Source organism: Ruegeria sp. O11, assembly GCF_056535285.1.
On sequence record NZ_JBQERS010000007.1, the window covers coordinates 108,153 to 129,416 of the forward strand.

Consider the following 21,264-nt stretch of genomic DNA (forward strand, 5'->3'; position numbering starts at 1 on the left):
CCTGACGGCCACTTAGATGGCTACTTTGTTGTTCTTATGCATGACTTCTCGCGCCAAATGCCGATATGCCATCGCCCCGAGTGAGCCCGAATCATATTGCAGTACAGGAAGCGCATATGATGGCGCCTCGCTGACCCGCACATTTCTTGGTATCTTGGTCTTAAATACCATCTGACCAAGATTGTCACGAGCGTCCTTTTCGACCTGACGGGACAAGTTGTTGCGGTTGTCATACATGGTCAACACAACACCTTCGATCCTGAGGTTAGGATTCGCTGTCTGACGTACTTCGCGGATAGTCAGCATCAACTGCGACAAGCCTTCGAGCGCAAAGAACTCGCTTTGCAAGGGCACAAGGACAGAATGAGCTGCTACCATGGCGTTTACAGTGAGCAAATTCAATGATGGCGGACAATCGATCAGAACAAAATCCAGATCAAACGAGTCAATCGCCGTCTGGCGCAGCGCATCATGCAATAAATAGCTGCGTTTCTCATTCGAGATCAGCTCAATATCTGCTGAACTTAGGTCAACGGTGGCCGGAATTACAAAAAGATCTTTAATTTCTGTTTCCTGTACCACTGCTTCCAACGATGCGTCGTCCAATATTAGGTCATAGGTTGTCCAATCGCGATCTTCGACCCCCAATCCCGTTGAGGCATTGCCCTGGGGGTCCAGATCTACGACCAAAACCTTGCAACCTGCCTCGGCCAACCCAGCCGCCAGATTGATTGCAGTCGTGGTTTTCCCCACCCCGCCTTTTTGATTGGCAACCGCGATTATCCGAGGTCCGGCAGGACGAGACAGATCAACCACGCGCAACTCCTTTGATTTTCAGGATAACAGACTGAGGTTCTGTAAGACTTTTAATAGGATCGGCGTCGAAATTCCATTCCTTGCGTGCGTCTAAAAGCTCTTTTTTCCAGGTTGCGCCTTTTGGCAACAAAGCTACACCATTTTCACCTAAATGCCTTTCGCAAAAAGATAATAAGTTGGTCAAATCCGCTAATGCCCGAGCCGACAAGATATCCGCACCCAAGGGATCAATTGCTTCAATTCTTCGTGCTAAGACCGTGCATTTCGCCCCGCATTCCCGGGCCACATTTCGAAGAAATGCTGATTTTCTCTGATCACTTTCAACCAGCGTAAATCGGGTTTCTGGTGTGGACTCTATTGCCATAATAGCACAGACCATTCCGGGAAACCCGCCGCCGCTGCCTAAATCAACCCAATGATCCACAGGCTTTGATGTTCTGAATACTTGAACTGAATCTTGAATATGACGAACCCAGATATCCTTTAGGCTGTTCCTTGAAACTAGATTGATTCTCGGATTCCAACGCTCAAGCAATGCAACATAGATCGCGAGACGTTCGAATGTTTCACGTGAAACATTCAGTTTCTCAGCGATGGCAACGTCTTGACCTTTCATGCGTTGCGAGCTTTCACGTCGCGCCGGAGCTTAGCCAGGACCAAAGTTAACGCAGCCGGGGTCACACCTTCAACGCGACCAGCTTGAGCAATATTGGCCGGTTTGGCTTGTGACAGCTTTTGCTTCATTTCCGACGATAATCCGTCCAGTCCAAAATAGTTGAAATCCCGAGGTATTTCATGGGTCTCGTCTCGCTTCATTGCTTCAACATCACGTTGCTGGCGCGCTATGTAGTTTGCATACAAGGCATCGCGTTCAACCTGACGGCGGATTTCCCTCTCTGTCCCTTCCAATCCAGGTTCAAGCAGGACAATATTTTCAAAAGACACGTCAGGAAAGGCGAGTACAGCCATCCCGTCGCGACGATTTCCATCCTGATTGACATTAATCCCTGCAGCCAGGATTTCTTTGGGAGTATACGTTCGCGAAGTTAGACTGGCCTTGGCAGCCGCTAGCTTTTCGAGCTTATTCGCGAATAGGCCCCGGCGCTGCGCCCCAACACAGCCCAGTTCCTCCCCTATCGGGGTCAGTCTTTGATCTGCATTATCAGCACGGAGGGATAGCCGAAACTCAGCCCGTGACGTGAACATCCTATAAGGTTCAGCAACCCCGCGGGTGGTAAGATCATCAATCATCACCCCGATGTAGCTGTCTGAACGGGTAAAATAGAAAGGCGCTCGAGACTGCACCTCTAACGCAGCATTCAACCCGGCGACCAAGCCTTGTGCAGCCGCCTCCTCATATCCTGTAGTACCGTTGATCTGACCCGCAAGATATAGACCAGGCACATCAGGAACGGACAAAGATGCCGACAGGATACGCGGGTCAACATAATCGTATTCGATCGCATATCCTGGTTGCAGGATTTTTGCATGTTCTAGTCCAACAATCGATTGAACGTAGGCAACCTGAACATCTTCCGGCAACGAGGTAGAAATACCATTTGGGTATACTGTATTATCCTGAACCCCTTCCGGTTCCAAGAATATCTGATGGGACTCCTTGTCCGCAAATCGAACGATCTTATCTTCAATGGACGGGCAATACCTTGGGCCGACACCATCGATATGCCCGCCATACATGGCAGAACGCGATAGATTTTTTTCTATAATCTCATGCGTTTGTGCGTTCGTGTGAGTTATACCACATGCAATTTGTGGGGCTGTCACCGACCTAGACATGAATGAAAACAGGGTTGGCTCCGCGTCGCCATCCTGACGTTCTAATATATCCCAGTTTATGGTCCGGCCATCCAATCGGGGAGGCGTACCAGTCTTCAGGCGCGCCATGGGCAATGCAAACTCATCTAAGCGCTCTGCCAGCCGAATTGATGGGCGATTGCCCATACGACCCCCAGGGCGAGACACGTCCCCGATATGGATTACTCCGCGTAAGAAAGTTCCAGACGTCAAAATGACCGCCTGCGCCGGAACCTCAGATTCGTCTGCTAGCTTAACTCCGACAACACGATGACCGTCCATCAGAAAGTCAATTACTTCCCCTGTGATAACCGATAAGTTGTCTTGTTTCTCAGTTTCTTCTGCCATGGCAGCCCGGTAAAGGGCCCGGTCTGCTTGCGCCCTGGGACCCTGAACAGCCGGGCCTTTGCGCCGGTTCAACAAACGAAACTGAATACCTGCACGATCCGCGACGCGTCCCATTACACCGTCAAGAGCGTCGATCTCTCGAACCAGATGTCCTTTACCTAGCCCACCAATCGCCGGATTACACGACATGACGCCAATGTCCTGTTCGGACAGAGTTACCAATGCAGTTTTTGCGCCCATGCGCGCTGCTGCATGTGCGGCTTCGGTACCTGCGTGCCCAGCACCGATAACGACAACATCAAATTTCGAATGTTTCACGTGAAACACTCCTTACTTACCTAAGCAGAAACTAGCAAAGATCTCATCCAGAAGGGTTTCGACATCTATTCGTCCAACTAGAGATTCAAGAGCGCGAATGGCTGTTCGCAGTTCCTCAGCTGCTATATCATACATATCTGGTCCCGATTCCAGAACTGTCTGTCCCGCAGCCAACGCTTCCGCTGCCTTTGTCATCGCAACGCGATGGCGCTCGCGGGTCGCAATACCATTGCTAGTAGCCCGTTCACTTAAGATACACGATATATTGTCGATAAGGTGGTCAATTCCCTGCCCGGTTTTACCGGATATCCCACGCCCATCAGCTTCTCGTAAGTCAGATTTCGGCAAAACATGAATGTCATCTTCCTGCATCTGAATGCCTAAATCGTCAGGTGTATCCGTTAGGAATACACGCAAGTCAGCAGCATCGGCCCGTTTGCGGGCCAGCTCGATCCCTAGATTTTCGACATGATCTTCGGTTTCTCTCAAACCGGCTGTATCAAGCAGAGTAACTGGCAATCCTGCAAGATCCATACGAACTTCGATCACATCCCGCGTTGTCCCGGCATATTCAGACGTAATAGCCGCCTCGCGTCCAGCTAAGGCGTTCAACAAAGTCGATTTCCCCGCATTTGGAAGACCAACAATGGCAACTTCAAAGCCAGAGCGGATCCGCTCAGCGATGCGAACACCTTTCGCCTCTCGGGTCAGTTCGCCCATGACACCTGAAATCAATGTGCGGACTTCGGGCGTTACATCTGTGGGCACCTCTTCATCGGCAAAATCAATCACAGCCTCAAGCAAGGATGCCGCACGGATCAGATCGCGCCGCCACCCTTCAGCCAAGCTGCCCAAAGCACCTGCCAAAATTATTTGCGCCTGTTTCCGCTGCGCTTCGGTTTCTGCGTCAATCAGATCTGCAAGGCCTTCGACCTGCGCCAAATCCATCTTACTGTTTTCCAAAGCGCGCCGGGTAAACTCACCCGGCTCTGCCAGACGGAGATCATCCATATCTGACAAAGATGCCAATACGGCGTTAACGGAAGCCATGCTACCATGAATCTGAAGTTCGGCCACGTCCTCGCCCGTAAAGCTGGAGGGAGCCTTAAAGGTCAGGACCAAACCCTCATCCAACCGCGTCCCATCGGCGGCGCTAAGCGTCCGAACCGTCATCCCGCGTGATGGCAGGCCTCCACCGGCCAAAATGTTGGCCGCAGAATGCGCTTGCGGACCAGAGAGGCGGATAACCGCCACCCCTGCTTTGCCTTGCGCGCTGGCCAAGGCGAATATCGTATCCATTCGAAGGCCTCGCGTTGGTTAAGACCTGTGTCAGGTATTCATCGAGTCGAAGAATTCGCCGTTTGTCTTCGTCTGTTTCAACTTCGACAACAGGAACTCGATCGCATCGGTCGTACCCATCGGGTTGAGGATGCGGCGCAGAACGAATGTCTTGGCCAAATCACCCTTATCGACCAGCAGGTCCTCTTTCCGGGTACCAGACTTAAGGATGTCGATTGCCGGGAACACACGTTTGTCTGCGATCTTGCGATCCAGAACGATTTCCGAGTTACCGGTGCCTTTGAACTCTTCAAAGATCACCTCGTCCATCCGGCTACCGGTGTCGATCAGTGCGGTGGCGATAATGGTCAGCGAACCACCCTCTTCAATGTTCCGCGCAGCACCAAAGAAGCGCTTGGGCCGTTGAAGGGCATTTGCGTCCACACCACCGGTCAAAACTTTACCCGAAGATGGCACCACGGTGTTAAACGCTCTACCAAGTCTTGTGATTGAGTCGAGAAGAATAACAACATCTCGTTTATGTTCGACAAGACGCTTCGCTTTTTCGATCACCATTTCCGACACAGCCACGTGGCGTGTTGCCGGTTCGTCGAAGGTCGAAGACACAACTTCTCCCTTCACCGAGCGCTGCATATCCGTCACCTCTTCCGGTCGCTCGTCAATCAGCAGGACAATCAGATAACACTCGGGGTGGTTCTGCTCGATGGAATGCGCAATGTTCTGCAGGATCACCGTCTTACCGGTCCGCGGTGGCGCTACGATCAGCGAACGCTGGCCCTTACCAATCGGTGAAACCAGATCGATCACGCGGGCTGATTTGTCCTTGATGGTCGGATCTTCGATTTCCATTTTCAGACGCTCATCTGGGTACAGAGGCGTCAGGTTATCGAACAGGATCTTGTGTTTGGCTTTTTCTGGATTCTCAAAGTTGATCTTGGTGACGTTGGTCAGCGCAAAGTAACGCTCGTTTTCGTCAGGCGCTTTGATCTCACCTTCAACCGTATCCCCGGTCCGCAATGAGTGTTTGCGGATCATATCGGGCGAAACATAGATATCATCTGGGCCCGGCAGATAGTTCGCCTCGGGCGAGCGCAGGAAACCGAACCCGTCCTGCAACACTTCCAGCACGCCATCGCCACCGATGGTCCATCCCTCATCCGCGCGTTCGCGCAGAATCTGGAACATCATTTCGCCTTTGCGCATGGTCGAGGCGTTCTCGATCTCAAGCTCCTCGGCCATGGCGAGCAGGTCTTTGGGGCTTTTGGCCTTAAGGTCAGCCAGATTCAGGGATTCAGTTGTCATGATGATACGGACCTTGGCCGCTTGGATCGCGGCACCAGAGTGGAATTTCAGAACGGAAGATACCTCGCCCGGACGGGCGCGTTACGCGATAGATAAGCGCTTACTTAAGAAGAGTCAAACAGGCCCTTAGAACTTCAGTACGACCGCCAGAACGATCACAACCATCAGAATGGTCGGAACCTCATTCATCATGCGATACTGCCGCCCAGTGAGCTTATTTCGCCCCTCAGCAAGGTCCTTGCGCCGGGCCATCAACCAATGATGAAACCAGGTCATCCCGATCACAGCCGCACCTTTGACCCAAGGCCAGCTCCAATCCCATCCGACGATACCGGGCGTGAACACCATGATCAGCCCGCAGATCCAGGCCACGATCATTGCTGGACGCATGATCACGCGCATCAGCTTTTCTTCCATTTCGAAGAAAATTTCCTGCGCACCATTCACGGCCTGCGCTTTTTCGACGTGATACACAAACAGTCTGGGCAAATAGAACAACCCGGCCATCCAAGAAATCACCGCCATGATGTGCAGTGATTTCACCCAAGGGTATATTGCGAAAAGAATGTCGGTCATCGGGCTTCCCGGATCTGCCTGGAACCCTCCTAATAAAAAAATAAAGAAAGAAAAAGGAAGATGGTTTTGTAGGGAGATCAAAATCAGTGGATTACTTTTTTGTTCTGCATTTTTCCCCAGGTGGACGAAATAAATCGCTGAGTTTTAGGATCTATTGATATTTATTAAAAACAACATAATTACAGATACTTAAGATGATCACTCATAATATTATCTGTGGATAACCAATAGGGTATCTTGGGATAGCCTGCTTATCCGATCTTTTCGACTTATCCTTGTCCCGTCTGGACAGGATCCGGGCGACTCGGGGAAGTCTTGTGCCAAAATCCCGGGGTTGCGTGTCAACCGGAAAGTCATACAAACCGTTCAAGACTACTCAATGATTTGCACACGGGGTTTTCCACATGACTGTCCCCATAGTCCTTGCCTCGGGGTCCGAGATCCGGGCCCGGTTGCTAAAAAACGCGGGCGTCCCGTTTTCAGTTCAGATCGCGCGTGTGGATGAAGATACGGCCAAGCGTTCGCTATTGGCCGAGCGGGCATCGCCCCGCGATATCGCTGATGCACTGGCCGAGATGAAGGCGCGTAAAATTAGTGACAAGGTTCCGGGTGCCATGGTTCTGGGCTGTGATCAGGTTCTGGACTTCGATGGTCAGCTTTTGTCGAAACCGGAATCGCCGGAAGAAGCACTGGCGCAGCTAAAAGCAATGCGCGGCAAGCGGCATATGTTGCTGACCGCCGCGGTGATCTATCAGGATGGTGAGCCGATCTGGCGGCATGTCGGTCAGGTGCGCTTGCGGATGCGGGCCAGCTCGGATGCCTATCTGCGCGATTATGTGGCGCGCAACTGGGAAAGCATTCGTCATGCGGTGGGGGTCTATAAGCTGGAAGAAGAAGGTGCACGTCTGTTCGCTACCATTGACGGCGACTATTTTAACGTCTTGGGTATGCCCCTGTTGGAGCTGCTTAATTTTCTGGCCGTGAAGGGAGTGATCGATCAATGACGGACCATCGAATTCCTCTGGCCGGAGTGATTGGGCATCCAGTTGCGCATTCCCGGTCACCAAAGCTGCACGGTCATTGGCTGAAAACCTATGGGTTGGCAGGGCATTATATCCCGATGGATGTCGCGCCAGCCGATCTGGAAACTGTTCTGCACACGCTGCCCAAAGCTGGGTTTGTTGGGGCCAATGTGACTGTGCCGCACAAGGAAGCGGCTTTGCGCTTGGCAGATCACGTCTCGGATCGGGCCTCGGTCATCGGGGCGGCAAATACACTTGTATTCCGCGAGGATGGCTCGATTCATGCGGACAATACGGATGGGTACGGCTTCATGGCAAACCTGCGCGCGGGCGCGCCAGATTGGAACCCGACAGATGGTCCGGCGGTTGTATTTGGTGCAGGTGGTGCCGCCCGTGCTGTATTGCAGGTTTTGGCAGAGGCTGGCGTGCCAGAAATCTTGCTGACAAACCGCACGCGCACGCGCGCCGATCAATTGAAAGAAGAGTTCGGCCAGCGGATCACAGTCGTGGATTGGGTGCAGGCAGGAAACGTGATCGAGAATGCCGAACTGGTCGTCAATACGACTTCGTTGGGTATGCAGGGGCAGCCGGAACTGCGCGTTCCGCTGGACGGATTGCAACCCGGCGCTGTTGTCACTGACCTGGTTTATGCTCCGCTTCAAACGCGTCTCTTGCAACAGGCGGAGGAGGCGGGATGTACCACTGTCGACGGGTTGGGAATGCTGCTGCATCAGGCTGTTCCCGGATTTGAACGCTGGTTCGGCGTCCGTCCTGAAGTTGATGCCGAAACGCGCGCGGCGGCCTTGGCATGAGTTTTGCACTCGGGCTCACCGGATCAATCGGGATGGGCAAAAGCACGACCGCTCAGATGTTTGCAGATGAAGGGTGCGCGCTTTGGGATGCGGATGCGGCGGTCCATCGGCTTTATGCTAAGGGTGGTTCTGCAGTTGAGCCTATGCGCAAGGTGTTTCCATCTGCGATAGTAAAGGAAGCCGTTAGCCGCGAAGCTCTAAAACAGATCATTTCGAATGATGTTAATGCATTGAAAATAATTGAGAATATCGTACACCCCTTGGTTGCCGAGGATCGCGCGGCGTTTCGTGTAACTGCATCCGCCGATATCTTAGTGTTTGACATACCTTTGTTGTTTGAAACCGGGGGTGAAACTGCAATGGACGCTGTGGCTTGTGTCCGGGTTCCGGCTGATGAACAAAAACGACGCGTCATGGCGCGTGGTACGATGACTGAGGAACAGTTTGAGCAGATCCGTGCCAAACAGATGACTAATGACGAGAAATGTGCCCGGTCTGATTTTGTGATTGAAACGGATAGTCTGGACCATGCCCGCGTGCAGGTGCAGGATGTGATCAGGCAGATACGGGCGGGGATGGCAGATGCGTGAGATTGTACTCGATACCGAGACCACCGGGTTTGATCCTGAAAGCGGTGATCGGATTGTCGAGATCGGCGCAGTGGAGCTGTGGAACCACGTGGCCACGGGAGAGACCTATCATGTCTATATCAACCCGGAACGCTCAATGCCTGATGAGGCGTTCGGGATTCACGGAATCGGCCCCGACTTGCTGGAGAATCCACGCCCGCCGGAAAAAGGCGAAGTGACGCTTAAGGACAAGCCTGTCTTTGCCAAGGTTGGGCAAGGATTTCGCGATTTTGTGGGCGATGCCAAGCTGGTGATCCACAACGCCTCGTTCGACATGAAGTTTCTGAATGCCGAGTTGAGGTGGATGGGCGCGTCACTGATTCCCATGGATCAGGCAATCGACACACTGGCCATAGCGCGTAAACGGTTCCCGGGCTCGCCCGCCTCGCTGGATGCGTTGTGTCGTCGGTTTGTTATCGATAATTCGAACCGGGTGTTACACGGGGCGCTTCTGGACTCGGAGATCCTTGCTGAAGTGTATCTGGAGCTGATCGGAGGACGTCAGCCTGATTTCGGCCTGTCGGCAACTACAACCGAGATGGCCGGAGGCGGAGAAGAATGGCGCCCAACGGCACGACCCAATGCATTGCCACCCCGGATTACCGAGGATGAACGCGCAGCACATCATGAATTTGTGGAAAAACTGGGCGACAATGCCCTGTGGACCCGCGCCTGATCTTAGCCAGCCGCGGGTCAATGTCTTAAGCGTCGGTTTTTTGCGCTTGTGCGGCCTGACGGCGCGCCAGTTCGTTGCGATAAAGCGCCACGAAATCAATGTTATCCAGATTTACCGGCGGGAACCCACCGTCGCGGGTGATGTCGCTAACGATGCGACGCAGGAAGGGGAACAGCATGCGTGGGCATTCGATCATGAGGAACGGATGCACCTGATCCTCGGGCACGCCCTCCACGTGGAACAACCCGCAATAGTCGATCTCGCATAGGAACAATACGTCTTCCAGGCCTTTGGCTTTAGAAGTCAGCTTCAGCTTGATCGAAACTTCGAATTGATGCTCGGTCGGGCGCTTCTTGGCATCCAGATTCACTTGAACCGAAATCTCTGGCTGTACATCGCCTGAGACGCCTTTCTGCGCCATCACGTTCTCAAAGGACATATCACGAATGAATTGCCCTAGGACGCGCATTTGAACCTGTGGTGCGGCTTGTGCCGCTGTGTTTTCTTTGGCGTCTTCTTCGGCCATTTATCTACTCCGGAATTGAAATTCGACACTGCTTATCAATTTGGGCGCGGTACCTCAATGCTGGTGCGGACCTTCCACCCATTTAGAGGGCTTTCCGGGTTCGTTACGTGGTCGGACCTCAGTGAATTCACCATCAATCACGTCGTCCTGATTGAACGGGTCTGGACCTGATCGAAATTGTGCGCCGGTGCCCATTTGGAATTGGGTGATGGTCGCCTTGGATTTCAGATAGCGGAACACAGCAACGCGGATGCCCGGAACCAGCAATGCAAAACCAACCGCATCGGTGAAAAATCCGGGGGTCAACAACAATACACCCGACAAAAGGATCATAGCCCCATGTGCAAGCGGTTCGGTCGGGTCGTCCAATTCGGCAAAGGATCGTTGTAGATTGGCCAATGCCGTGCGACCTTGTGTCCGGACCAATACAGTGCCCAGAACGGCGGTCAGGACTACGATTGCAAGCGTTGGCCATAGTCCGATCAGCCCGCCAACTTGTATGAACAGGGCGATCTCAATGATCGGAACTAATAAAAAAGCCAAGAACAGGTACATTTGCGGTATCCTTTAGCATGTGCCGGGCTGTGGACTTGCGCCCAACTGTCACCTACATAGTGGCTTGAGGCCGGGTTCACAAAGTCCTGGCGCTGAAAAGAGTATGAAATGAGCGACAACCCTATGATCCAGTTGCTGGTCCTGGCCGGAATTGCCGTTTTCCTGATCCTGCGTCTAAAAAGCGTATTGGGCACACGCGAAGGGTTTGAAAAACCACCCCTTCAACAACAGCCAGATACCAATGGTACGCGCCGTGATTTCGAGGTCATCGATGGCGGGCCGGATCACGATATTACCGACCATGTAGCGGAAGACAGCGAACAAGCGCAAACTCTGGCCGCGATGAAGCGGGTTGAGCCCAGTTTTTCGGTTAGCGAATTTGTTCAGGGTGCGCGCGGTGCCTATGAAATGATCGTGATGGGGTTCGAAAAAGGCAATCTGGACGAGATTCAACCTTTCTTGTCCGAAGAGGTTTTTGACAGTTTTGTCTCAGTAGTCGCTGATCGTGAAGACAAGGGCCTGACCATCGAAGCCGAATTTGTCGGCGTACGTGAAACTACTCTGGCAGATGTTTCGTTCGACAAGGACAGCAATCAGGCCGAGATCACCATGCGCTTTATCGGTGAGCTGACCTCGGTCGTGCGTGATCGCGGAGGGGATATCATCGAAGGCAACCCCAATACGGTTAAACGCCAAAAGGACAGCTGGACCTTTGCTCGTGTAATGGGCGCGGACGATCCGAACTGGCTACTTGTTGCCACGGACGCATGATTGCAGCGCTTCGGTCGCTTCTACTGGGGGTCGTCATGACCACTGCCAGCGCCGCCGGAGCCGAGGCGACGCGATCGATCCTGTCATTTGATAACCTTGATGGCTGGGCTGCCGACGATCACGGGGCAGCCCTTTCAGTTTTTCTGAACACCTGCGGCGATCTGAAGGATCCGGATTGGCAGGCGCTGTGTGGCGTTGCCCGGACCTATGAACCTCAGGCCGCACGGTCGTTTTTTGAGCTGTTTTTCCGACCGGTTCTGGTTGAAGACGGCGATGACGCGTTGTTCACAGGGTATTTTGAACCCGAACTGGACGGCTCTAAATATCCAACCAGCAAATACCGCTATCCGCTCTACCGGATGCCTCCCGAGGCGCGAGGCGCTGATCGGTGGCTTAGTCGCCGCGAATTGCTGACCGGAGACGCGATGACGGGCCGCGGGCTTGAGATCGCATGGGTCGATGACCCGGTCGAGTTGTTCTTTCTGCAAATTCAGGGTTCCGGTCGTATTCGCTTGCCCGATGGCAGCGCGCTACGCGTTGGATATGGCGGAGCGAACGGGCACCCTTATCGTTCAATCGGAGCCGAGTTGATCCGTCGCGGGGCGCTGGGCGCGCACGAGGTCAGTGCGCAGATGATCCGGGCCTGGGTGCGCAAAAACCCCGAAGCCGGTGCCGAGTTGTTGTTTCACAACCCCTCTTATGTGTTCTTTCGTGAAGTGAACCGGGTTGCCCCAGAACTCGGACCTCTGGGGGCCATGAATCGCTCGGTCACCACGATGCGCAGCATCGCGGCGGATCCGGCATATACGCCCCTCGGGGCGCCGGTTTGGGTTGAGAAGGATGGTAAGGCCCCGTTACGGCGATTAATGATCGCGCAGGATACCGGTTCAGCCATTAAGGGTGCCCAGCGGGCGGACATTTTCTTTGGTACTGGGGATGAGGCGGGGCAAGCTGCTGGCCGTCTGAAAGACCCCGGTCGTATGGTCGTGCTTTTGCCGATCCAGCGAGCCTATGCCCTGTTACCGGATGAATTCTGATGACACGGCGCAAACTGACGTCAGAAGAGATCGAGCTGTGGCGCAAGGTCACCAAACAAGCTGAACGATTGCACCCCGAAATACCGCAGACCGTCCATCCCACGACATTGCCAAAACCCAAACCGACCAAGACCCCAAAGGCGCGCATCGAAGCATTTGAGTTGGGCCAGACAGCGCAATCCAAACCCACGCGGAATAATCTCAAACCCTCGATCACCGAAGGATTGCGGGCAAATCCTGTGCAAATGGATACCAAGGCATTTGCGCGCATGAAACGTGGCAAGCTAAAGCCTGAGGGCAAGCTGGACCTGCATGGGATGCGTATGAGCGCAGCCCATCCCGCTTTGGTGCGTTTTATCCTGACCGCGCAAGCGCAAGGCAAGCGGTTGGTGCTGGTTATCACTGGCAAGGGAAAGGATCGCGACGAGCCCGGGCCAATTCCGACCCCGCGCGGTGTTTTGCGGAACCAGGTGCCACACTGGCTTTCTATTCCACCCTTAACTCAGGCGGTGATGCAGGTGACGCCTGCACATATCAGCCACGGTGGCGACGGGGCTTACTACGTGTACCTCAGGCGGGTTCGCTAACCCGATTGAAGTGCGCGGGCTATGCCGATTCGAACCAAGCCGCAGACGCACAAGAAGAATGCTGCGATCCAGAAGAATTGAGTGTTCAGTGAAACGCCTTTGTCGATCAACATACCGGTCAACGCCGGTCCGATTGCTGAACCCAGAACCATCACTGCAGCGGCCATGGCCTTGATTGCTCCTATGTGGCGCGTGCCATAGAACTCGGCCCAAAAGGCGCTGGGCAATGGATTATGCGCGCCAGCTGTAAGAGCCAGGAAAACCATTCCGATCAATGCCCCGCCAATCGAAGTTGAGACCGACAGGATCGCAAATCCGATGGCCATCGGTAATTGATAATAGGGCATCATCCGGGTCGTGCCCCATTTGTCCAACGCCCAGCCCGCTGCAAACATCGACAGGATCGAAACCCCTGTGAAGACCGGGAACAGAGCGACCAGTTGTATGTGGGGCCAGCCTTTGATTTCGGCGAGATGCACCTGATGAAAAAAGAAGGCGGTGATAAAGGCCGAAGGCGCAAGGATTGCGGGTGTCATAAACCAGAACAACGGGTTCAACAGTGCCTCGCGACGCGTCCATTGGCGACCCTGCATGCCGACAGACGAGGTCTTGGTCGCCAAGCTTTGCGGTGTTCGTTCCTGACGCAGCAACCGGATCAGTACGGGAATACCCAAAAGGGTTATGCAAGCTGCAAGCCCCCATAACCAGCGCCAATCCAGAAACGCCAGAGCGGCAACAAATGTCAGGGGCAAAAGTGCCTCTCCGACTGCATACCCCAATGTTGCGATCGACAAAGCCTTGCCTCGTGTCGCTGTAAACCAGCGCGCCATCGCGACGGCCGCAAGATGGCTGCTCATCCCCTGACCGAGAAGTCTGAGAAAGAAGACCACAACGGGCAACAGAATAAGCCAAACATTCAGTGCCATTGCCAACGCGGCCAATGCCAGTCCGGTCAAAACCGCGGGGCCCAGCACGCGTACGCGAAAGACATCGGTAAGACCTCCGGCCCAGATCATCACCAGAGCGGAAACAGTTGTGCCAAGCGAATAAATCCCACCCCAGGCTCCGTGGCTTAGCTCAAATTCCGCCCGAATTTCTCCTGCGAAGATCGAGATGAAAAAGGTCTGTCCAAAGCTGGAGAGAAAGGTCAGCAGAACTCCCGCACCCAGCCAGTTTGCATTCTGGATCAGAAAGCGACGAAGGCCGGGTCGCGTCACGGGGTGCTGACCTGCGCCTGCCCGGTTTCGGTCAGAATGATTTCTGTCGCGCCATCCGTATTGCGTTCGCTGGGAGGGACGAGCACATCTATGCCGGGCCGGTCAGGACCGAATGTATTGCTGACCCTGCGGACCGAGCTGAGAATAGCCAGAAGTGCGGGCGAGGTTGCAGCCACGAAATGGGACGACCCTGCATCGCTGTTGAATGCGGTCGTGTCGATCACGTTTATCGGGTATTCGGCCAATGCGTCGGCCGAACTGATATTGCCCAGTCTCTTACTGTCCGCAGTACCGCGCAACCGCGCCGACAGGTTTAGGATCTTATCTTTCCTGGATACCATCACCACAAACGGATCTGGCGGGTTTTTGATACCGTTCATCTGTGACCTAAACAGATCGACATCCAGATCGGGCGAGATCAGGATAACCCCCTCCAGATTGCGGTTTGACCAGCCGGGTTCACGCAGTTCGGCTTGCCGCATCATTTCCATCGACAATGCACTGCCCATCGAATGCGCGATTAGGATAACCCGTTTGACGCCCATTGATTTGAGCAGCCGGATCGTCTGCTCCAACCCATCGCGGGCAAACAGCATACTGTCCAGATCATAGGCATATCCTGTTCCGCGCGCCTGGCTGGGCCAGGAATAGATCAGAGTGGTTCCTGGGATACCGATATCATGGCTTAGCTGGGCTGCACGAAAGGCAGTTTCGGTTTGCGTTGCGTTATAGCCGTGGACAAAGATCACCACGTCATCCACGCCACGCAACCGGGCCGTTAGATCTTGCGGACCTGAAAACTCGGTAACATCCGCTACAACAAACTGTTTGTTCGGATTCGGGTTCGCGTAGGAAAAATTTAGGTCACCCGGCGTGTGCGACGGCGGGATCGAGACGGTCATCTCAAGATACCGCAAAGCCTCGGCGCGTTTTGCGCCATAGCTACCATCCATGTCGCGCGCGCGGGTTGTTGCTGCAAAGACCGTTGCAGGGGTACCGACCTTCAGCGCTTCGGGCGTGATCTCGGTTATCGAACGGTCCGCGCAGGCGGTCAGTAACGACATGGTTATAAAGATGATCAGATAGCGCAGCACGGTATGTCCCTACACGGTTACAGCACTACGCTATCGCATTCCCATCGCGCGTCTAGACCGAGGGCACGAGCAACAGGCAAAAACCGGCTCGCTGCTGTTACAAAACGTAACGGCTGAGGTCGGTCGATTTTGTCAGTTCACCTAGATTGGCGTCCACAAACCCCGCATCAACCGTAATCTCAGCACCTGCCTGATCCGGCGCGGTGAATGAAAGCTCTTCGAACACGCGCTCCATCACTGTGTACAGCCGCCTCGCACCGATATTTTCAATGCTCTGGTTCACATCAGCGGCAATACGGGCCAAGGCTGCGATTCCGTCTTCGGTGAAGCTGACCGTGACCTCTTCGGTACCCATCAGGGCGGTGTACTGGAGGGTCAGCGCATTATCGGTTTCGGTCAGAATGCGCACGAAGTCTTCTTCAGTCAGCGCTCGCAGTTCCACGCGGATCGGCAGTCGACCCTGAAGTTCCGGCAACAGATCCGAGGGCTTTGCGATGTGGAACGCACCAGACGCAATGAACAGGATATGGTCGGTTTTCACCGGGCCATGTTTGGTGCTGACTGTGGTTCCTTCAATCAGCGGCAGCAGGTCGCGCTGAACCCCTTCCCGGCTGACATCGCCACCGCGCGCGTCCGAGCGGGCGCAGACCTTGTCGATCTCATCCAGAAACACTATGCCGTTCTGCTCAACAGACTCCAACGCAACGCGGGTGACGGTTTCGTCGTCCAGCAGCTTGTCGGCTTCTTCCCCGATCAGGGCATCGTAGCTTTCGGCGACGGTCATGCGCTTCTTGACCGTGCGACCACCGAAGGCTTTACCGAAGATATCGCCCAGATTCATCATCCCCATCTGACTGCCGGGTTGGCCCGGAACGTCGAACATCGGCATCGGGTTTGAGGTATCGGACAGCTCCAATTCGATCTCGGTATCGTCAAGCTCGCCGGCCTTAAGCTTCTTGCGGAACATCTCACGCGTGGCTTCGCGGGCGTCGGTGCCTGCAATCGCCTCGATCACACGATCCTCGGCGGCTTGATGGGCGCGGGCTTTGACATCTTCCCGCATGAATTCGCGGGTTTGCAGGATCGCAGCATCGGCCAGATCGCGCACGATCTGTTCAACATCACGGCCGACATAGCCAACCTCGGTGAATTTGGTGGCTTCAACCTTAATAAACGGCGCGCGGGCCAGCTTGGCCAAACGGCGACTGATTTCTGTTTTGCCAACGCCGGTGGGACCGATCATCAGGATGTTTTTCGGATAGACCTCGTCGCGGATATCATCCGGCAACTGTTTGCGCCGCCAGCGGTTGCGCAGCGCCACGGCGACGGCACGCTTTGCGTCTTTCTGCCCGATGATAAAGCGGTCCAGTTCCGAGACAATCTCGCGCGGGGTCAGGTCGGTCATAAGTGTTCTATCCGTATGTTTCGCTGCGGAACCTAATCATACGGCGCGAAAACACAAGCCGATCACGGAAAGATCACGGCAACTCACAGACAGCACACGGAAATTCGTGGCGATGTGAATCGTCAATCATGCGGCAACTGCTGCATAACCCTTTGCGACGGACACCCCAGTTCGCATCATTTTACGGAGATACCTCATCATGATGACTCGTCGTTCGCTTTTTATGAAAGCTGCAGTTACAGGCGCGGCCCTGACCCTGGCCGGCACGACCTCTGCCCTGGCCGGCGGCGCCAAAAAGAAAGGCACGTTCGAAGGTCGCTCGAACCACGTCACCACTGGTTCGGTGAAGCTGGTCAAAGACGGCGAACGTTACATCGTTGAACTGGGTCAGGATTTTTCGCTGGATGGCGGCCCGGACCCACGCGTTGCGTTTGGCAAGGACGGCACATATGCCTCCGATAGCAAGCTAGGCGCGCTGCTGCACCTGACCGGCAAGCAATCCTATGCCGTTCCGCCAACCATGGATGTCTCGGCCTATAACGAAGTCTACATCTGGTGCGAGGTTGCTGGTGTCCCGCTGGGCGTCGCTTCGCTGAAGTAATCACGACTGTCGGAGGTCGGAGTTTCCGGCCTCTGACACGCCGTTAGGTAACAGTGCAACTGTCTGTTACACTCGCCCCAAGATATTGGAACTGGGGGCGTTTTTATGACCAAGATTGCCAAGATTACCTTGCTGTTCGTGGTTTTTGTCGACCTGATCGGGCAAGGTCTGGTGTTTCCCATAATCAACTCTCTGATCATGGAAACAAAGTCGGGCTTTCTGCCGGAAAGCACGGCCATGGGCACCCGGCATTTCTATTATGGTCTGGTGATCGGCTGCTTCTTTCTGTCTTGGTTCCTGGGGGTGGTCTATGTCTCGAAAGTCTCGGACTCCATCGGGCGCAAGAATGCCCTTCTGGTTTGCTTGACCGGAGCGCTGGCCGGCTACGCCCTGACCATCGCCGCGCTTTATATGAACAGCTTGCTTTTACTGATCATTGGCCGGTCGATCACCGGATTTACCGCTGGCAATCAGCCGATTGCGCAGGCTGCAATGATTGACGGCAGCACGGATGCAGCCGACCGAGATCGCAACATGGGCTACATCGTGACTGGCGTCAGCTTTGGCCTTGTAGGCGGCCCGATTATCGGCGCGGTCCTGTCAGATGCCGCCTTGCTGGGCAGTGCAGCGACGTTAAAGACACCTTTCTACGGGGCGTTTGTTCTGGTCCTGATCGCGATCTTCCTCGTGACCACATTCTTCAAGGATACCAGGACCGAGAGCGAACCCTTTGTCTTCCGTCCCCGTGACATCACCGATAGTCTCATAGCTGTCCGTGAGCACCCTTTGGTTCTCAAAATCATGCCGGTCTATGCGCTGTTCATGGTTGCCAACGTCACTTTCTATGTGTTCGTCGACAACTTCCTGACCAGCGCGTGGGGCTATGGCGTGATCGGAGGTAGCATGGCGATGGTGGTGATCGGCGTTGCGCTAGCCTTCTCCAGCACCTTCCTTGTGAAGCCTGCACAGGAACGATTCAGCAAGCACCAGATCATCTATACGTCATTGGTGGTTATGGTGATCTGCGGCTTTGGCTTTGCCTTCAGCCCAAGCGGTGTGCTGAGCTTCATCCCGGTCTTCTTCTTCTATTTCTTCTTCGGTGTATCTTATCCGACACTGCTGGGCTTGTTCTCATCCAGCGTTTCCGAAACGGATCAAGGCTGGGTTATGGGCGTAACCACAGCCGTGTTCTGCCTGGCAGGCGGCATCATGTCCCTGATCGGAGGCGGATTGATGAGCATCGACATCCGCGTGCCCTACTACATCGTAATCGTGACCGCGCTGATGGGTCTGATCGGGATGCACATGCGCTGGAAAGGGAAAGAGATTAAAGCGCTATTGGCCTAAAGAACATCCGCTGGAGCGGAAGGGGTTACCTACTCCTGCTCTTCCTCGATTATTTCTTCGTCAAGTTTGCGCTGGCTTTCCTGTAGTGGCGCGCGCTCAATCAGTGCCCAGATTTCCTTTTTAGTCTTCTTAGAAACAGCGCCTCGGGCTTCCAGCTCGATCAACAGCGAGCGTGTTTGATCTTCGGTACAGCCTATTGTTCTGCTGAGCCGTTCCAGAGTTTTGAACTTGTATTTCGTATCCCTCAACATGGACTCTAGGAGCTTCTTGCGCGGCTCTTTCCATGTCTTGGCGTGCTTCCGGCTTCGATATTCCTCAAGCACAATCGGCCCAACAATGCCGCCAATCAGCCCACCAAATATCGCTGCCAGAACTGCACTCATGATCCGATCGTCTCAACCGTCAGATTGCCATTGGTATAGACGCAGATATCCGCAGCAATTGCCATGGCTTCACGCGCCACATCCTCGGCCGGTTTATCGCTATCCATCATCGCGCGGGCCGCCGCCAAGGCAAAGTTGCCGCCCGATCCGATTGCAGCGACGTTGTGTTCCGGCTCAAGCACGTCCCCTGCCCCTGTGATCACGAGCAGATCCTTACCATCGGTAACGATCAGCATCGCCTCAAGCTTTTGCAGGTATTTGTCGGTGCGCCAGTCCTTGGCCAGCTCGACCGAAGCGCGCGCCAGTTGGCCGGGTGTTGCCTCAAGCTTGGCTTCCAGCCGTTCCAAAAGAGTGAACGCATCCGCCGTAGATCCGGCAAACCCGGCGACCACCTCGAACCCGCCCGGTGTTAGGCGACGTACTTTTCGTGCGGTGCCTTTGATCACGGTTTGGCCTAGGCTGACCTGCCCGTCCCCGGCGATGACAACCTGCCCGCCCTTCTTGACGCCAATAATGGTGGTGCCGTGCCATCCGGGAAAATCGCTGTCTGCCATGAATGCCTCCGTTATCCGTGCTGCCATATATGGGCCGGGTACGGGTTCTGCGCAACCGGTTCTAAAACCGCCCAAAAGATATGCAGAAAATGCAAACCGGGACTGTTGAGTCAGCATTTGTGAGACTCAGCCGGTGACGTTACATGAGGCTCACAACCGACAACAGGTCGGCTGTTTCTGTTGAAAAGGACTACGCACATGGCAAACGCTGTCGCAAAAACCCATGCGCCGCTCGGAGCAGTCACCATCCTGCACGCAGTGGACGTATTCTCCCACTCATTCGAAAATGTTGTCGAATGGTATCAATCTCGCAAGACCCGCAATGAACTGGCGCGTCTGAGCGATGAGCAACTGGATGATATCGGCCTGAACCGTGCCGACATCGCCAAGTTCTGATCTAGGATCAGAATTAGACGTAAGATGAGCCGCTCAAACGAGCGGCTTTTTCTTTTTCAGCTCTTGACGAATTTACCCACCAGATCAGGCAGATATGCCTCAACCGCAGCGGTGGCGACAACATGAAGCGTGCCTGCCGCGGCGTCCTCGACATCCAGCCCGCCTTTAACGGCACGGACCGAAGCGCGCCCCCGCGGAAGATCAGATGCGACAAGATCACAATCAACCGCATCGGGCCGCTGCACTCCAATCGTGACCTCAACGCGCATCTCTTCGTGGCTGATGCCCAGCTTAGAGAACAATGTGATTGACGAGTGGTGCAGTGCGTCCTGAACAGCGCGGCGCGCGGCCTTGGTATAGTCTTGACCATAGAGGTCATTGCCGGTCCCCATCTCCAGAATGATGCGTTTCTCGGTCATTGCGCGGGCTCCATGTCAAAATACACAATGATCGCCGCATTGGCGATCACCGTGCGGCCTTCGATGTGGGGCTTTTCAATATCCAAGCCGCCTTGCGTTACCGTTATATTCGGTTGGCCGTATGGAAATACAGCTTTCAGCGCTTCGGTATCTACTTGGTCTGGTTGTTGGACGCCAATCTCGGCATCAATAATCATGGCTTCTTTCGGAAACCCGAACAGCTCTGCCATGTTCACCGAGTTATGCCAGAGTGCATCTTTGACGGCGCGCAACGCCGCCTCGGTATAGTCCTCACGCCGCAACGACGTGCCCATTCCGAATTCTACCAGAACTCGTGTTTTTGCCATTTCTTGTTCCCGTCAGATCAGCACATCCGTGCGGTCAAACAAAAAAGGCGTCCCGCATGAGACGCCTTTGATGCAATTGGCTCACACCGGCTCAGATCGACTCGTCGATCCAGCTTTGCAATGCCGCTTTGGGTGCAGCGCCCGCACGGTTTGAAACGACCTGCCCATCTTTGAAGATGAACAGCGCCGGGATGCCGCGTACGCCCATGGCAGCCGCCGCGTTCGGGTTGCTGTCAACGTCCACTTTGGCAATCTTCACCTTGCCGCCATATTCACTGGCTAGCTCTTCCAGAGCGGGGCCGATCTGCTTGCAGGGGCCGCACCACTCGGCCCAGAAATCCACCACAACGGGGATATCGGAATTCTTGACTTCGGCGTCAAAGGTATCGTCGGTTACGGCAACGGTCGACAT

General features: G+C 54.5%; 26 protein-coding genes. 10 read left to right on the top strand and 16 right to left on the bottom strand.

Going from position 1 to position 21,264, the window contains the following annotated elements; translation table 11 throughout:
* Window positions 1-12: 12 nt before the first annotated feature.
* The 6 genes from ACRZ91_RS14450 to ACRZ91_RS14475 form a co-directional block, all read right to left on the bottom strand.
* Entirely contained in the window at window positions 13-816 is an 804-nt protein-coding gene (locus ACRZ91_RS14450; protein WP_480906521.1) for a ParA family protein, read from the bottom strand.
* Window positions 809-1,432 carry a 16S rRNA (guanine(527)-N(7))-methyltransferase RsmG gene (rsmG, locus tag ACRZ91_RS14455; RefSeq protein WP_480906524.1) on the bottom strand — a complete coding sequence of 208 codons (624 nt, stop codon included), beginning with the start codon at window positions 1,430-1,432 and terminating at the stop codon, window positions 809-811. The genes ACRZ91_RS14450 and rsmG overlap by 8 nt, the downstream gene beginning before the upstream one ends.
* Window positions 1,429-3,297, bottom strand: a complete 1,869-nt coding sequence (gene mnmG / locus ACRZ91_RS14460) for a tRNA uridine-5-carboxymethylaminomethyl(34) synthesis enzyme MnmG (RefSeq protein ID WP_480906527.1) — start codon at window positions 3,295-3,297, stop codon at window positions 1,429-1,431. The genes rsmG and mnmG overlap by 4 nt, the downstream gene beginning before the upstream one ends.
* Before the next feature lie 12 nt (window positions 3,298-3,309).
* The gene (mnmE, locus tag ACRZ91_RS14465) at window positions 3,310-4,596 is read right to left on the bottom strand and encodes a tRNA uridine-5-carboxymethylaminomethyl(34) synthesis GTPase MnmE (RefSeq protein WP_480906530.1); all 1,287 of its coding nucleotides are present in this window, start codon (window positions 4,594-4,596) and stop codon (window positions 3,310-3,312) included.
* A 30-nt stretch (window positions 4,597-4,626) separates the two neighbouring features.
* Window positions 4,627-5,898, bottom strand: coding sequence for a transcription termination factor Rho (gene rho, locus ACRZ91_RS14470; RefSeq protein WP_010442979.1), 1,272 nt, complete (start codon window positions 5,896-5,898; stop codon window positions 4,627-4,629).
* A gap of 126 nt (window positions 5,899-6,024) precedes the next feature.
* Complete coding sequence (locus tag ACRZ91_RS14475) at window positions 6,025-6,474, bottom strand: CopD family protein (RefSeq protein ID WP_480717021.1); 450 nt, start codon at window positions 6,472-6,474, stop codon at window positions 6,025-6,027.
* Window positions 6,475-6,878: 404 nt separating this feature from the next.
* On the opposite strand from ACRZ91_RS14475, the gene ACRZ91_RS14480 reads away from it, so the two are divergent.
* From ACRZ91_RS14480 to dnaQ, 4 genes are read left to right on the top strand one after another with little or no spacing between them, the layout of a single operon-like run.
* Window positions 6,879-7,478: a Maf family protein gene (locus ACRZ91_RS14480; protein ID WP_480906534.1), complete on the top strand. Its 600-nt coding sequence runs from the start codon at window positions 6,879-6,881 to the stop codon at window positions 7,476-7,478.
* Window positions 7,475-8,308: a shikimate dehydrogenase gene (locus tag ACRZ91_RS14485; protein WP_480906537.1), complete on the top strand. Its 834-nt coding sequence runs from the start codon at window positions 7,475-7,477 to the stop codon at window positions 8,306-8,308. Before ACRZ91_RS14480 ends, ACRZ91_RS14485 begins: the two co-directional genes overlap by 4 nt.
* On the top strand, window positions 8,305-8,898 hold the full coding sequence (gene coaE / locus ACRZ91_RS14490) for a dephospho-CoA kinase (protein WP_480906540.1): 594 nt from the start codon (window positions 8,305-8,307) through the stop codon (window positions 8,896-8,898). Before ACRZ91_RS14485 ends, coaE begins: the two co-directional genes overlap by 4 nt.
* A complete protein-coding gene (gene dnaQ / locus ACRZ91_RS14495; RefSeq protein WP_480906543.1) occupies window positions 8,891-9,613 on the top strand; it encodes a DNA polymerase III subunit epsilon in 723 nt (240 codons plus the stop codon). Before coaE ends, dnaQ begins: the two co-directional genes overlap by 8 nt.
* A 25-nt stretch (window positions 9,614-9,638) precedes the next feature.
* On the opposite strand, the gene secB is transcribed toward dnaQ, so the two are convergent.
* Both secB and ACRZ91_RS14505 read right to left on the bottom strand, forming a co-directional pair.
* Complete coding sequence (gene secB / locus ACRZ91_RS14500) at window positions 9,639-10,139, bottom strand: protein-export chaperone SecB (protein ID WP_010442985.1); 501 nt, start codon at window positions 10,137-10,139, stop codon at window positions 9,639-9,641.
* Window positions 10,140-10,193: 54 nt separating this feature from the next.
* Window positions 10,194-10,694 carry an FxsA family protein gene (locus tag ACRZ91_RS14505; RefSeq protein ID WP_480655691.1) on the bottom strand — a complete coding sequence of 167 codons (501 nt, stop codon included), beginning with the start codon at window positions 10,692-10,694 and terminating at the stop codon, window positions 10,194-10,196.
* A 108-nt stretch (window positions 10,695-10,802) separates the two neighbouring features.
* On the opposite strand from ACRZ91_RS14505, the gene ACRZ91_RS14510 reads away from it, so the two are divergent.
* The 3 genes from ACRZ91_RS14510 to ACRZ91_RS14520 are packed head-to-tail and all read left to right on the top strand — an operon-like array spanning window position 10,803 to window position 13,089.
* Window positions 10,803-11,465, top strand: coding sequence for a Tim44/TimA family putative adaptor protein (locus ACRZ91_RS14510; protein WP_010442987.1), 663 nt, complete (start codon window positions 10,803-10,805; stop codon window positions 11,463-11,465).
* Window positions 11,462-12,502, top strand: coding sequence for a murein transglycosylase A (gene mltA / locus ACRZ91_RS14515; protein WP_480906547.1), 1,041 nt, complete (start codon window positions 11,462-11,464; stop codon window positions 12,500-12,502). The genes ACRZ91_RS14510 and mltA overlap by 4 nt, the downstream gene beginning before the upstream one ends.
* Complete coding sequence (locus tag ACRZ91_RS14520) at window positions 12,502-13,089, top strand: Smr/MutS family protein (RefSeq protein ID WP_170773566.1); 588 nt, start codon at window positions 12,502-12,504, stop codon at window positions 13,087-13,089. The genes mltA and ACRZ91_RS14520 overlap by 1 nt, the downstream gene beginning before the upstream one ends.
* Here the strand turns inward: ACRZ91_RS14520 and ACRZ91_RS14525 are convergent.
* The 3 genes from ACRZ91_RS14525 to hslU form a co-directional block, all read right to left on the bottom strand.
* Window positions 13,086-14,306: an MFS transporter gene (locus ACRZ91_RS14525; RefSeq protein WP_480906550.1), complete on the bottom strand. Its 1,221-nt coding sequence runs from the start codon at window positions 14,304-14,306 to the stop codon at window positions 13,086-13,088. The two genes, ACRZ91_RS14520 and ACRZ91_RS14525, sit on opposite strands and share 4 nt — an antisense overlap.
* Window positions 14,303-15,400, bottom strand: a complete 1,098-nt coding sequence (locus tag ACRZ91_RS14530) for an alpha/beta hydrolase (RefSeq protein ID WP_480906553.1) — start codon at window positions 15,398-15,400, stop codon at window positions 14,303-14,305. The genes ACRZ91_RS14525 and ACRZ91_RS14530 overlap by 4 nt, the downstream gene beginning before the upstream one ends.
* Before the next feature lie 97 nt (window positions 15,401-15,497).
* Complete coding sequence (hslU, locus tag ACRZ91_RS14535; protein ID WP_170773562.1) at window positions 15,498-16,805, bottom strand: ATP-dependent protease ATPase subunit HslU; 1,308 nt, start codon at window positions 16,803-16,805, stop codon at window positions 15,498-15,500.
* 199 nt (window positions 16,806-17,004) lie between these two features.
* On the opposite strand from hslU, the gene ACRZ91_RS14540 reads away from it, so the two are divergent.
* Entirely contained in the window at window positions 17,005-17,406 is a 402-nt protein-coding gene (locus ACRZ91_RS14540; protein ID WP_480906557.1) for a DM13 domain-containing protein, read from the top strand.
* Between the two features lie 105 nt (window positions 17,407-17,511).
* Window positions 17,512-18,753, top strand: a complete 1,242-nt coding sequence (locus ACRZ91_RS14545; RefSeq protein WP_480610038.1) for an MFS transporter — start codon at window positions 17,512-17,514, stop codon at window positions 18,751-18,753.
* 29 nt (window positions 18,754-18,782) lie between these two features.
* On the opposite strand, the gene ACRZ91_RS14550 is transcribed toward ACRZ91_RS14545, so the two are convergent.
* Window positions 18,783-19,136, bottom strand: coding sequence for a hypothetical protein (locus tag ACRZ91_RS14550; RefSeq protein WP_480717012.1), 354 nt, complete (start codon window positions 19,134-19,136; stop codon window positions 18,783-18,785).
* Window positions 19,133-19,690 (bottom strand): ATP-dependent protease subunit HslV, encoded by a 558-nt coding sequence (gene hslV / locus ACRZ91_RS14555; RefSeq protein ID WP_170397812.1) that lies wholly within the window; start codon window positions 19,688-19,690, stop codon window positions 19,133-19,135. Before hslV ends, ACRZ91_RS14550 begins: the two co-directional genes overlap by 4 nt.
* 198 nt (window positions 19,691-19,888) lie before the next feature.
* On the opposite strand from hslV, the gene ACRZ91_RS14560 reads away from it, so the two are divergent.
* Window positions 19,889-20,086, top strand: a complete 198-nt coding sequence (locus ACRZ91_RS14560; protein WP_170542499.1) for a DUF1127 domain-containing protein — start codon at window positions 19,889-19,891, stop codon at window positions 20,084-20,086.
* Window positions 20,087-20,142: 56 nt separating this feature from the next.
* Here the strand turns inward: ACRZ91_RS14560 and ACRZ91_RS14565 are convergent, their stop codons facing one another.
* The 3 genes from ACRZ91_RS14565 to trxA form a co-directional block, all read right to left on the bottom strand.
* Window positions 20,143-20,505, bottom strand: coding sequence for a Lin0512 family protein (locus ACRZ91_RS14565; protein ID WP_480906561.1), 363 nt, complete (start codon window positions 20,503-20,505; stop codon window positions 20,143-20,145).
* Window positions 20,502-20,852: a Lin0512 family protein gene (locus ACRZ91_RS14570; protein ID WP_480906563.1), complete on the bottom strand. Its 351-nt coding sequence runs from the start codon at window positions 20,850-20,852 to the stop codon at window positions 20,502-20,504. Before ACRZ91_RS14570 ends, ACRZ91_RS14565 begins: the two co-directional genes overlap by 4 nt.
* Window positions 20,853-20,943: 91 nt before the next feature.
* Complete coding sequence (gene trxA / locus ACRZ91_RS14575; RefSeq protein WP_010442999.1) at window positions 20,944-21,264, bottom strand: thioredoxin; 321 nt, start codon at window positions 21,262-21,264, stop codon at window positions 20,944-20,946.